Genomic DNA, 12842 nt, shown 5'->3' on the forward strand with positions numbered 1-12842 from the left:
CGGTATTCTGTTTGATTTTCTCACCCTTCGGGCGAGCCGGGTGCACTCATCTGCCGCGTTATCAGAGCCTTGAGGTAAACCACTACATCTTCAGCTCTGATGCCTTGCATATGAGCGCACCCAACTCGTGAAATATCCGGGTTATGTGACTCGTTGCCAATAGTGTAGGGGATGTGAGGTGGGGAGCACTTGCGCACCGTGGACCAACCGTAACGGTCATGAAAGCCCGTGTACGGATGTTTTTAATACACCATCATGAGATGCCGAAAGTTGTTGGTTTTCCGAATAAATGGTGCACAAGCACACCCTCGGGGAGTCGCATGGCGAGATGTTATTTCCATATAGGTCGATTCGGCTGAATAGTTACAGGGCTCACGCAAAAAATAAATGCACAACTCTCATCAAAATGCCGCTGTAATTTGGCCTGAGGAATCCGCCTTCTCCCTTGACCCGTATCATTGTTCGACTACGCCGACGGGCTACGGCGCGACACGCGAGGGTTAAATTACAGCGGTAACCTGCTTTCAAGGTGGTAAACCTTGCCGCCGGAGGCTGCTGTTTATTTACAATTGGGTTTTGAGTGGCGTTGGCTTGCGTGTTGTTTACTCTATTTAAACTCTTGAGTGTATATGTCGATTCTTATTAAGAAATCTGAAAAGCATCTATTTGTAGGCTTGTGGGCGGGGGTGGGCGAGAGGTGAGGAATCACCACTTTACTTTTTGAGTGTAGGATTGTATATCCTATGGTTAATTAATGATTCAGTTGTTTCCGATATGAATGGAAAGGCTGTGATCAGGCGCTGTCTTTTTATTTGGGTCAATCGAGTCACAGGGCTCATTAACAGGTGTTATATAAATCAAGCATGAAATTGAGGAGACGATAATGAAGAAGCTTTTGGTTCTGCTCTGCTCCGCTGGGGTGTTGTTGATGGTGGGATGTAGCAGTGAAAAGGTAACCCCTGAAGATGTTGGCAAGACGTATATGGAAAATCGTTTTTCCGGTGCCGAAGCCAATTTAACTGATTTGGCCTATACCGTCGTGGATTCCGGTGATGATATGGCCACAGTATCTATCGAAGGGACCATTCTCTACAAAGAGCAGATTTTTCTCAAGAAGAAGAATGGAAAGTGGGCCGTTACGGATGAAGCCCCTGAAGCTGACGAAACAGCGGTTGCTGTTGTCGAGCCAGCAGCGGAAGAGGATGCCACGGCTGGGGCCGACGTTGTTGAAGTGCCTGTGCCTGCCGAAGAGGTTCCTGTCGTTGTTGATGAAACCGAAGCCCCTGTTGAAGAGGTCGCCCACCACTGATCTTTAAGGGCTTTTTTGAATTACATGCCGCCTCTCGCCCACGGGGAGGGGCGGTTCTCTTACCCCATTTTCCACCCTCCGGCGCCGAACGGCGCTCTTTCATCTCTTTCCCTGGCTTCTTAATAGATGTGCATGTTGTGACAATCCTCTGAACTTGACCCGTCTCCTTTGGCGTGGTATGTAATCTTTAACTTTTTCCGATATTTAGTTTTCTATCTCCGTTTGATCTCCTCCTGTTTTTTCAATGTTTGTTCCCATTCTGAGCGTTCTTCGTCGTTCTTCCGCATTTTTTTTCTGGCCACCTATTCCATGCAAGGTATGCCTCATATTCAATTATGGTGTTTTGCATGGAGTTGGCTGGGTCCCGAAAGGGTTTGTACCCTCTGTCCGGGTAGGTTGTCTGCCTGTTGACAGCCAGACAATGTTAGAGCGTTTGGGTGGCTTCGGATCAGAGAGGGAGAGGTAGGCAGGATGTCATCAGATAATTTGATGAACATATTCAGTTGGCCGCAGGCTTGGGTTCGGTGTGAAATCGGTGGGTTGGAGGCGGATGAGTTTGTCTGTCTGGGTTTGAATCAAATAAAATGTTCCGGAACGCTGTTTTATTGCTTGACGCATTCTTTTGGTATCTGATATATCAGATACAGAAGATCACGCATCATGGGTGATGCGCTGGTATGTATCTTAAATTGGGATATGCGACATGTCAGAGATTCTAGAAATTGTAAAAAACAGAGACCCTCATCAGCCGGAATTCCACCAAGCCGTCACAGAAGTGGTGGAGTCCGTAATGCCCGTTCTTGAGCAGAATCCTCAATACCGTCAGCACAATGTCATGGAGCGACTTGTGGAGCCGGAGCGTGTCATCATGTTTCGGGTCCCCTGGCTCGACGATGAAGGCAAGATTCAGGTGAACCGCGCCTATCGCGTTCAGATGAACAGTGCCATCGGTCCTTATAAAGGAGGCTGCCGTTTTCACCCTTCGGTGAATCTCAGTATTCTTAAATTCCTCGCTTTTGAGCAGGTATTTAAGAACGCTCTGACAACTCTTCCCATGGGCGGCGGCAAAGCAGGCTCCGATTTTGATCCCAAGGGCAAGTCTGACAATGAAGTGATGAAATTCTGTCAGAGCTTTATGGCTGAGCTTTTCCGTCATATCGGTCCCAATACCGACGTGCCCGCAGGGGACTTAGGCGTCGGTGCCCGAGAGATCGGCTATCTTTTCGGGATGTACAAAAAACTCACCAATGAGTTTACCGGAGTTCTCACCGGCAAGGGGATCAACTGGGGAGGCAGCCTGGTTCGTCCCGAAGCCACCGGGTATGGGGCCGTCTATTTCCTTGAAGAGATGCTCAAGACCCGCGGCGAGACCGTTGAAGGGAAGACCGTTGCGATTTCGGGATACGGCAACGCCGGGACCTACGTTATTGAGAAGATTAATGAACTTGGCGGCAAGGTCGTGACCATCGCCGATGAGTATGGTTACGTCCACGATCCCGACGGCATCAAGGGCGAGAAGCTCAAGTACATTGCCGATCTCTGGGCTGTCTACCGGCGCCCCGCCAAAGATTACGCCGACAAGTACGGTTGTGAGTGGGTGGCTGACAGGAAACCCTGGGAAGTCCCTTGCGATGTGGCCATGCCCACCGCCATGGAAAATGAAATGCAGTTGGAAGACGCCCGGACCCTTGTGAAGAATGGCTGCAAAACCGTGGTGGAAGTGGCCAATATGCCCTGCACCTTAGAGGCCGCTCATTATTTTAAGGAGAACGGATTGCTTTTTGCCCCTGCCAAGGCTGCCAACGCCGGGGGGGTCGCCACGTCCGGGCTTGAAATGAGCCAGAACAGCATGCGTCTCTCCTGGGGTCGTGAAGAAGTCGATGCCCGCCTGAGAGGGATCATGCAGAACATTCATACCACCTGTCTGACGGCAGCTGAGCAGTATGGGATGCCGGGCAACTATGTGGCCGGTGCCAACATTGCCGGTTTCATCAAGGTCGTGGACGCCATGATCGATCAGGGCGTGGTTTAAGATGACACAGACGGGGTGCCGGTCCTTTGCGACGAACCTTGAGCAGCTGAGTTAATACGATAAGTTGCCGGCACCCTCCCTGTCTTTAACATAATTGTGCATCCATTTTTTTTGAAAGGAGTGGACCATTGATTGATTTGAAAAGCATCCCCACCACCAAGGAAGACCTCGACTCCTACGAGGTGAAGAACAATTTTCATTCCTGGTCATATCAGCCTGAAAAATCTCCCATGCGCGTTGTTTCTGCCAAGGGCGTTCGTTTTACTACCGAAGACGGTCGCGAGCGTCTCGACTTCAGCTCTTGTTTCGTCAGTCATAACGTTGGCCATCAGGACCCGCGCGTCATTGACGCCATGTGCAAGCAGGCCCATGAGCTCTGCTCTTTTGCTCCCAGCATGTCCAACAAGCCCCGTGCGGTTCTGGCCAAGATGCTGTCGGAAGTGACCCCAGGTGATCTCTCCAGGGCGTTTATCTCTTTGGGCGGCACTGAAGCCAACGAAGCAGCCATTAAGATTGCTCATCAGTTCACTGGACGTCGTAAGATCATCGGTCGTTTCCGCAGCTACCACGGTGGAACCGCCACCGCTATGAGCCTCTCCCTCGGCGACTCACGCGGCTGGCAGCAGGTCATCGGTGGCGCAGATCTCGTCCGTGTGCCCCAGCCCTATTGCTACCGCTGCATGTTTGGTCAGACGTATCCCAACTGTAAGATGGAGTGCGTTAAGTACGTGGACGAAGTGATCGAACTCGAAGGCGGTGGCGATAAAGTGGCTGCCATTATCTTCGAGCCCATTACCGGCGCCAACGGCATCATCGTTCCTCCCGATGAGTACATGAAGGAGCTTCGCGCTGTCTGTGACAAGTGGGGCGTTCTCATGATTGCCGATGAAGTCATGACCGGTTTCGGTCGTACCGGGAAGTGGTTTGCCATGGATCATTGGGGCGTGGTGCCTGACATCATGACTCTGGCCAAGGGCCTTACCAGCAGCTACCTACCCCTGGGTGCCACCGTGGTGCGTGAGCACATCGGCGAAGCCTTCAAAGACACCTTTTTCGGCCACGGCTGCACCTACGCCGGACACGCCATGAGTTGCGCGGCTGCCAATGCGGTGATCCCCATCTATCAGGAGGACAACCTCATTGAAAACTCCCGCATCATGGGCGACTACCTTCTTGATAAGGCCCTTGAGCTTAAAGACAAGCATCCCAGCGTGGGGGATGTTCGCGGTAAGGGTCTCTTCGTGGGGATCGAGCTGGTCAAGAACAAGGAGACCAAAGAGCCCATCATTACCGTTGCGGATCGCGTTAAGAAAGGCATCAACCCCAAGACCGCAGTGGCCGCCAAGCTCGGTGAACTGGGCATGATGGCTATGGCTGCTAACCCCAGCAACGTCATCGCCATGGCACCGGCTCTTATCGTGACCAAAGATGAGATTGACGAAGGCATCGCCAAAATGGATGAGGCCCTTAAAGTGTCTGACGCTTACACCGAATAACAGTTTGTTCCGGCCACCAATGGGGCCGGAAAATCTGTCATTATAACTTGAAAATCAATTCGCCGGGGCTTTTGTTGTGACGCCCCGGTGAACTGAAACACGCGTTTCAAAAGGAGAGCCGTCGAATGGAATTTACGAGAGTCAAGAACTTCATCAATGGTGAGTGGGTTGAAGACCCCAATGCAACGTATATCCCCTTGCACAACCCCTCGACAGGTGAAGTGATTGGTGAAGTTCCCATGAGCAGCACCGAAGCCTCCATTGACGCAGTCAAGGCTGCGGATGCCGCTTATCCCGCATGGAAAAATCTCTCCATTGGGAAGCGGGTGGGGTATCTCTTCGCCATGCGTCAGGCGATGCTCGACCATCAGGAAGAGCTGGCTGTTGCCATTGCCACCGATCAGGCCAAGCATATCAGCGAGGCTCGCGGTGAGGTGATGCGCGTCGTTCAAATCTTCGAAGCGGCCTGCAGCATTCCCACCCTGATGCAGGGTGAGACCCTGAGCCCGATTGCAAATGGGATTAACGGCCGCGTCACCAAAGAACCCCTCGGTGTGTTTGGCGGCGTGGCTCCTTTTAACTTTCCTGCCCTTGTTTTCGGTTGGTTTATCCCTTACGCCATCGGCACGGGGAATACCTTTGTATACAAGCCCTCCAACGAGTCCCCGCTCTTCATGCAGGTGATTGGCGACATCTTCAACGAGGTGGGACTTCCCAAGGGTGTGGTCAACATCATCCATGGCGATCCCAACGTGGTCGAAGCCTGGTACGATCGTCCCGAAGTGGCCGGTGTTTGTCTTGTCGGTTCTTCTCCCACAGCCAAGGCCATTGCCCAGGGGTGCGGCAAAAACGGCAAACGCTCCATGCTCCTGGGTGGGGCCAAGAACTTCCTTGTGGTCATGGAAGACGCCAACTTGGATGTGTTCATCGAGAATTTCATCCATTCTGCTTACGGCTCTGCCGGGCAGCGCTGCCTGGCCGGTTCCATCATCGCCGTGGTCCCTGAAATTTACGACGAATGCGTCGAGCGCATGGTTGAAGCCTCTAAAAAAGTCACCGTGGGTGATGCCATGAATCCTGACATCTATATGGGGCCCGTCATCAGCAAGGCCGCCAAAGAGCGTATTGAAAAGTACATCGAATTAGGGATCGAAGGGGGCTCCAAGCTTGTCCTTGACGGCCGGAACCCTGAGGTACCCGAGAAGAACAAGGCCGGGTACTTTGTTGGACCTACCATTTTTACCGATGTCACTCCCTGCCGCACCATTGCCAAAGAAGAGATCTTTGGACCCGTGGTATCCGTCATGAAGATCGACGATTTAAACGACGTGTTGGGCCTGATCAAGGAGCAGCAGTTCGGCAACGGTGCCTGTATCTTTACTCAGAATCAGTACTATACGGAAAAGTTCATTTCGGATGCCAATGTCGGCATGGTGGGTGTCAACGTGGGCGTTTGTGCCCCCCACCCCTACCTGCCCTTCGGTGGTATCAAAGATTCTCTGGTCGGCACCAACAAGGTCCAGGGCAAAGATGGCATTGAGTTCTTTATTCAGAATAAAGTGGCCACCATCCGCGTGGCTCCCCCTGAGGGAGTGGCCGAATGTGGCACCCGCGTTGACGGCGACAAGTCTGTACGCAGCTGCGTAGCCGAGTAGGAAACAGGGTCCCGAAAGGGGAGTCGGCGCTTCGCAGTGGCGCCTTCCACCCCTTTTGGGACCTGTTCATACGGGAGAGAGGCCGCTCCCTGGATCCAAAAGGATCCTCATGCCGGCTTAATTTTGTGAAGTGATATTTATACTGACAGGTGCACTATGGCGTACAAAAAAATTGTCGTGGCTGTTGATGTCAACGACGCAAGCTTAACTCTCATGGATACATCCATTGATCTTGCCGTCAAAGAGGGCGCGGAACTCGCCGTGTTCCATTGCCTGCGCCAGTCCACGGCTGCGGAATTTGAAGACCGCATAGGAACCTTTACGGAGATGGATCAGGCATCATCTCATAAGAAACGTCTGGGAAGGAAAGACGCCCAGGTGATGCACGCAGAGGCATGGCTCCAGGGGCTGTGTATCCATGCGAAAGGGAAGGGGATCAAGGTACGAACTCATGTGGCTGTGGGAATTCCGGGTGAAGATATTGTCGAGTTCGCCGACGACTGGGGGGCAGATCTCATCGTCCTGGGTCGGACAAACCGAGGGGTCCTGGCCGACCTTCTCCTGGGAAGTGCCAGTAATCACGTGGTTCATCATGCGCAATGCTCCGTACTGCTTGTCCATACAAAACCGATGAGCGGGTAACCCTGGCAGCGCCTGGTGATCTTCACGCCCAAAATAGACAATATCAAAAAACTATGAGGGGAATTTATGGTGGGGAACAATCCAGCTGTAAAAAATAAAATTGAAGTGAAAGACCTGACCAAACGATTTGGCGATCTGCTGGTTCTTGACAAGATCAATTTTTCCGTTGCTGAGGGTGAATTTCTTAGTATTGTCGGCCCGACCGGCTGCGGGAAAACCACGTTTTTAAACCTCCTGTCCACACTCATGCCATCTTCTGAAGGCAATATCTACATCGATGGAGACGTTGCCGATCCCACCAAGCACAACCTCGCCTTTGTATTCCAAGAGCCCACCTGCCTTCCCTGGCGTACCGTCCGGGAAAACGTGGCCTTCGGAATGGAGGTCAAGAACGTTCCCGAAGCGGTCAAAGAAGAACGGCTCGATGAAATTATGGACATGGTTGGTTTGATGGACTGCGCCAACCTGTATCCCAATCAGGTCTCGGCCTCCATGGTTCAGCGTATCGCTGTGGCCCGGGCTTTTTCCGTCAACCCCGATCTTCTTTTGATGGATGAACCTTACGGTCAGCTTGACGTTAAGCTTCGTTACTATTTGGAAGATGAGCTTGTCGCGCTTCAGAATAAACTCAAAAGTACTGTTATTTTTGTCACTCATAACATTGAAGAAGCTGTTTACGTTGCCGACCGTATCTTGGTCTTGAGCAACAAGCCCACCAATGTTCGTGCCGAGGTGGTCGTCGATTTGCCCCGGCCCCGCAACCCCATGGATCCAAAATTTGTTGAAATCAGGGAGCATGTGACCGAATTGATTCGTTGGTGGTAGAGACCGCCTTTGAGGTTTACAGGAGGAGGGACAAGGTGTCACTCCGTGAAATAAAAACTGTAGTTATGCGAAGGAGAGTGTAATGAAAAAGCTAAGATTAATCGGCATCTTGTGTCTGGTTCTTATGTTTGCCGTCACCGGCGTAGGAACAGCCTTTGCCAAGAAGAAGCTTTTTAAATTGAAGACCTGCTGGCTTCCCGAACATGAAGCATTCATGGCCTGGTACATGGTGGAGAAGGGTTGGGACAGGGAAGAGGGTCTCGACATGGAACTTCAGTACTACGACTCAGGAATGGCTCAGCTGGAAGCTCTTCCTTCAAAATCATGGCATCTCGGCGGTAATGGGGCCACTCCCCACGTTCTCGCAGGCCTTCGTTACGGAACCTACGTCGCTCAAATTGGGAATGACGAGTCATTTACCAACTCCGTTCTCGTGCGTGCCAACAGCCCTATCTTAAAGACCAAAGGGTGGAACCCCAAGAATCCTGAAGTCTACGGCAGCCCCGAAACCATCAAGGGCATCACCATTTTGACCACCACGGTCTCTTCCCCTCACTACACCATGAGCTCCTGGCTCAAGGTGTTTGGCCTTAAAGACAAGGACGTCATCGTCAAGCACATGGACCAGGCCCAGGCCATGGCCGCTTTTGAAGCAGGTGTGGGCGATGCGGTCTGCCTCTGGGCTCCCAACATGTACATCGGCATGGACCGAACCTGGAAAGTCGTGGGCAACATCAATACCGCCGGAACCAGCCTTCCCATCACCATGATGGTCGCCCGTGAATTTGGTGACGAGCATCCTGAGATTGTAGCCAAGTTCCTCCGTCAGTACTTCCGAGTGACCAACCTGATGAGAGAGCACGGCCAGGGCAACTTCGACACCCCGACCAGCAAGCAGCTCCTCGCCGACTACCTTCGTTTCTTTGAAGAGTGGGTCGGAACGCCTCTCACCCGAGAGATGGCCATGATGGATATCAAGATGCACCCTGTGTTTACTCTCGACGAGCAGCTTGAACTCTTTGCTAAAAAGGGTGGGAAAATGAGCACCGTTGAAGTGTGGATGCGCGACATCACCGATTTTTTCACCGCCCAGGGCAAATTCACCAAAGCCGAACGCGAAAAGGTTGTAAACAGCGACTACATCACCGATAAGTTCCTCAAATTGATTAAGACTCCGATTCCTGCGTACAACTAAGGCCGGCTCTCTCTTGCCGTAAGGGTTTTTTCCCTCTTTCCTTCCGATCTTTACGGAAGGGAAGGGGGGATCAACCGCAATTGTTTACGATGACAACTCGGAGGTTCGTGATCCATGAGTTTCGCAGAAGTGAAGATTACCAAAGAACCATTGATGGTGATCCTTCCAATCCTAAGTATCGTCGCATTTTTCGGGATCTGGCAGTCCCTTCTCTCCTTTGGGGTGGTGCCGAGCTCTCTATTGGCCTCTCCCCTTCAGGTTCTTAAGCTTTTTATCGCCAAGTGGACGCAGGTGAATCCGGATGGTGCGCTTCTGACGACCCACATGTGGACCAGTATCCAGGAAGCCTTCACCGGCTATATCCTGGCCCTGCTTGTGGGGATTCCTCTGGGATTGGCCATGGGATGGTTTCCCATTGTGGAAGGGCTTGCACGGCCCATTTTTGAATTGATTCGTCCCATCCCTCCCATTGCCTGGATTCCGCTGACCATCTTCTGGTTCGGTATCGGTATTCCCGGGAAGGTGTTTATTATCTGGATTGCCGGAATTGTGCCTTGTGTCATCAACTCCTACGTCGGGGTGAAGATGACCAACCCGGTTCTGATTCAGATGGCCCGTACCTACGGGGCTTCCAACTGGCAGATTTTTATCAAGATCTGTATTCCGTCGGCATTGCCCATGGTGTTTGGAGCGCTTCAGATTGCTCTGGCCTATTGTTGGACCAACCTGGTGGGCGCGGAACTTCTCGCCGCTGATAATGGACTGGGTTTCATGATTACCATGGGTCGACGACTTGCCATGCCAGACATGGTGTTGCTCGGCATGGCCATGGTGGGGCTTACCGGTGCCGTGATCGGTGTGATTATTGATGCCGTTGAAAAGCGACTTCTTGCGGGCATAAGGAGGTAGGACACGTGACATCTATTGCCAACGAAACCCAATCGGCAAAAAAAGAGAGGGCGCCGATTACGGTGAAAGCCGTTTTGACGAACAAATGGTTCCTTTATGCCGTCTCCCTGACGTTCTTTTTCGGTCTGTGGGATTACGTCGCCTATAAAAAAATCCTCGGAAGTTCCCTGGCCCGTCCGTTGGAAGTGGTCAACTACATGGGGTACATGATCAACCACCGGCTGGCCGGTAACTCTCTGTGGGGACATGCCTGGGCCAGTACACGCCGTATTCTTATCGGTTTTTCCATTGCCTCTTTGATTGCGGTCCCCTTAGGGCTGATGATGGCCTTGAACAAGTACGTCAACGCCATCGTCAAGCCGATTTTTGACCTGATGAAACCCATGCCCCCCATTGCGTGGATCTCTATCTCCATCCTTTGGTTTGGCATTGGTGAGCCCTCCAAGGTGTTTATCATCATTATTGGAACCTTTGTTCCCTGCTTGCTTAACGCCTACAACGGGGTGCGCCTTGTGGAGCCCGAGCTTTACGATGTGGTGCGGGTCCTCGGCGGAAATCGGCGCGATGAGATCTTTCAGGTCTGTTTTCCTGCGGCTTTTCCCGCGATTTTTGCCGGACTTCAGATCTCTTTGAGTGTTGCATGGACCTGTGTGCTGGCAGCCGAACTCGTCAGTGCCCGATCCGGTCTGGGTTACGTGATTATTAAAGGCATGAACCTCGGTCGTCCGGCCATGGTGCTCGGGGGCATGGTCGCCATTGCCCTGGCTGCCCTGATGACGTCTCAGCTGGTGGGCCTTCTGGAGAAGGTGCTCTGTCCCTGGAAGCGCGAAATAGAGGGGCTTTAACCCATGGAGGATGGAAACAAGACAATGGCTGAAAACGGAAACACCCACGCGAAAATTTCCTGTAAAAATGTCAGCAAAACCTTTATCCAGAAGGGGACTCAGCAGGTTCATGTTCTGGATGGCATCAGCCTGGATGTGGCGGAGAACGAATTTGTTGTCATCCTGGGGCCCGGGCAATGCGGGAAGAGCACCCTGCTTCGGATTATGGCCGGCCTTGAAACGGCGTCAACAGGTAGCGTTATTATCAATGACAAAGAGGTGGATGGACCCGGGCAGGACCGGGGGTTGGTCTTTCAGAGCTATATGCTTTTTGCCTGGAAGACCGTCATGGGCAATGTGGAGATGGGGCCGAAACTTCGCGGCGTCGGAAAAGAGGAGCGCCGGAAGGTGGCTCAGCACTACATTGACATGGTGGGCCTTCAAGGGTTTGAGAACAAGTATCCGCATCAGCTCTCCGGCGGAATGAAGCAACGGGCCGGCATTGCACGGGCCTATGCCAACCAGCCGCAGGTGATGCTTTTGGATGAACCCTTTGGACAGCTCGATGCCCAGACCCGTATTTATATGGAGCAGGAGACCGTAAGAATCTGGGAACAGGAGAAGCGAACCGTTATTTTTGTCACCAACAATATTGACGAGGCTCTTTTCCTGGGGGATCGGATCATCTGTATGGAAGGCAAGCTTCCCGGACGCATTCGCGAGGTTTATGATGTGAATCTTCCACGACCCAGGAAATTTACCGACCTGGACTTTCTGAAGCTTCGACATGAAATTACCGAAGCCTCTGAATTAACACTTTAATCGGCATGGCCCTTGAGTCGGCAGGAACCTCAGCTTCGATGGTGAGGGTGGGGTCCTGCCGGGCGGCCAGAATATAACATATTGATTTTAAGACGAGTTCGTCTGGTTGGAGGTTAGGGTTTAATGGGGAACACTATGCTCTGGATATTTTATAAAATATATAATATAAATTGTTTAAAAATTTGAAATACGGCGCATGTAAGGATCGGGTCGCCATTTGATCCTTCCTTATTTGCACGTCCGTAAGAAGAAAAGGAAGAAACATGCTGCTGTCAGAGAGACAGGGTGAAAGTGGAATGATTAACGTGCAGCCTCTGCGCGAACAGATATATGCCTATCTGCGGGATGATATCAACAAGGGAAACCTGCGGCCCGGAGAGTTGGTGAACACAAGTGAGATCAGCCGGTCCATGGGAATCAGTAAGACGCCCCTGCGGGAAGCCCTGATTCAGCTGGAGTGTGATGGCTTCGTGACCATTTTGCCCCGCCGTGGGGTGATGGTGAATCGCCTGACCCTTTCAGATGTCCGTGAGTTCTGGGAAATTTGCAGGGCTTTTGAGTCGGAGATGATGGATCAACTCTTTGGGCGGATTGACGAGGCCTGCATCGTCAAAATGGAGGAGATCAACTCGCAGATGAAAGAGGCGATGGCCGAAAAAGACACGGATCGTTTTTATTATTTGAATACTGCGTTTCACGATGCCTTCCTCTCCCTTTCGGATAACCGTCAGATGCTGCGCATTTTAAAACGGATTAAGCAGCGGCTGTATGATTTTCTCTCCCGGTCCTGTATTCCAGAGTGGGAGACGGTGAACTGCGACGAACATGATCATTTGATTGTGTTGCTTCGCTCGGGGTGCCGGGAGTCCGCCACCACGTTTTTACGGGACATCCATTGGTCCTTTAAGAAGCAGGAAGGCCATATTCGAAGGTTCTACAAGCAGGCGAGTAAAGAAGAGGCGGCTCTGGCTTCAGCGCCGTTGTAAACGACCGATGCCTTGGCCCTGCTTTTCCGAGGTAAAGATGATTGAGAGCATAGAGACAGGCGTTCGGACTCTTGGTTCGGGCGTTCTTTTTTTGGGTGGCGGGTTGGGGCACACAGTGCTTGGCCCGCTTTTATAGGGTGGCGTTTC

The 12842-nt window shown here is 52.0% G+C and carries 11 protein-coding genes; all 11 read left to right on the forward strand.

Features of this window, described 5'->3' with window-relative positions; genetic code table 11:
• Positions 1 to 883: 883 nt before the first annotated feature.
• The 11 genes from Q1Q75_RS21055 (at position 884) to Q1Q75_RS21105 (ending at position 12695) form a co-directional block, all read left to right on the forward strand.
• Entirely contained in the window at positions 884 to 1309 is a 426-nt protein-coding gene (locus Q1Q75_RS21055; protein ID WP_300674926.1) for a hypothetical protein, read from the forward strand.
• Between the two features lie 703 nt (positions 1310 to 2012).
• A complete protein-coding gene (gene gdhA, locus Q1Q75_RS21060) occupies positions 2013 to 3341 on the forward strand; it encodes an NADP-specific glutamate dehydrogenase (protein WP_300674928.1) in 1329 nt (442 codons plus the stop codon).
• A gap of 128 nt (positions 3342 to 3469) precedes the next feature.
• Positions 3470 to 4837, forward strand: coding sequence for an aminotransferase class III-fold pyridoxal phosphate-dependent enzyme (locus tag Q1Q75_RS21065; RefSeq protein ID WP_300674930.1), 1368 nt, complete (start codon positions 3470 to 3472; stop codon positions 4835 to 4837).
• Positions 4838 to 4962: 125 nt separating this feature from the next.
• Positions 4963 to 6492 (forward strand): CoA-acylating methylmalonate-semialdehyde dehydrogenase, encoded by a 1530-nt coding sequence (mmsA, locus tag Q1Q75_RS21070; protein WP_300674932.1) that lies wholly within the window; start codon positions 4963 to 4965, stop codon positions 6490 to 6492.
• 156 nt (positions 6493 to 6648) lie between these two features.
• Positions 6649 to 7134 carry a universal stress protein gene (locus Q1Q75_RS21075; RefSeq protein WP_300674934.1) on the forward strand — a complete coding sequence of 162 codons (486 nt, stop codon included), beginning with the start codon at positions 6649 to 6651 and terminating at the stop codon, positions 7132 to 7134.
• A gap of 66 nt (positions 7135 to 7200) precedes the next feature.
• Positions 7201 to 7959 (forward strand): ABC transporter ATP-binding protein, encoded by a 759-nt coding sequence (locus Q1Q75_RS21080; protein WP_300674936.1) that lies wholly within the window; start codon positions 7201 to 7203, stop codon positions 7957 to 7959.
• 82 nt (positions 7960 to 8041) lie between these two features.
• Positions 8042 to 9154 (forward strand): ABC transporter substrate-binding protein, encoded by a 1113-nt coding sequence (locus tag Q1Q75_RS21085; RefSeq protein WP_300674938.1) that lies wholly within the window; start codon positions 8042 to 8044, stop codon positions 9152 to 9154.
• Positions 9155 to 9268: 114 nt separating this feature from the next.
• Positions 9269 to 10063 carry an ABC transporter permease gene (locus tag Q1Q75_RS21090; protein ID WP_300674940.1) on the forward strand — a complete coding sequence of 265 codons (795 nt, stop codon included), beginning with the start codon at positions 9269 to 9271 and terminating at the stop codon, positions 10061 to 10063.
• A gap of 5 nt (positions 10064 to 10068) precedes the next feature.
• Positions 10069 to 10908 (forward strand): ABC transporter permease, encoded by an 840-nt coding sequence (locus Q1Q75_RS21095; RefSeq protein WP_300674942.1) that lies wholly within the window; start codon positions 10069 to 10071, stop codon positions 10906 to 10908.
• A 24-nt stretch (positions 10909 to 10932) separates the two neighbouring features.
• Entirely contained in the window at positions 10933 to 11709 is a 777-nt protein-coding gene (locus tag Q1Q75_RS21100; protein ID WP_300674944.1) for an ABC transporter ATP-binding protein, read from the forward strand.
• A gap of 296 nt (positions 11710 to 12005) precedes the next feature.
• Positions 12006 to 12695, forward strand: a complete 690-nt coding sequence (locus Q1Q75_RS21105; RefSeq protein ID WP_300674946.1) for a GntR family transcriptional regulator — start codon at positions 12006 to 12008, stop codon at positions 12693 to 12695.
• Positions 12696 to 12842 lie beyond the last annotated feature (147 nt).

The sequence above is a fragment of the Desulfoluna sp. genome, from assembly GCF_030145185.1.
Taxonomy (GTDB): domain Bacteria; phylum Desulfobacterota; class Desulfobacteria; order Desulfobacterales; family Desulfolunaceae; genus Desulfoluna.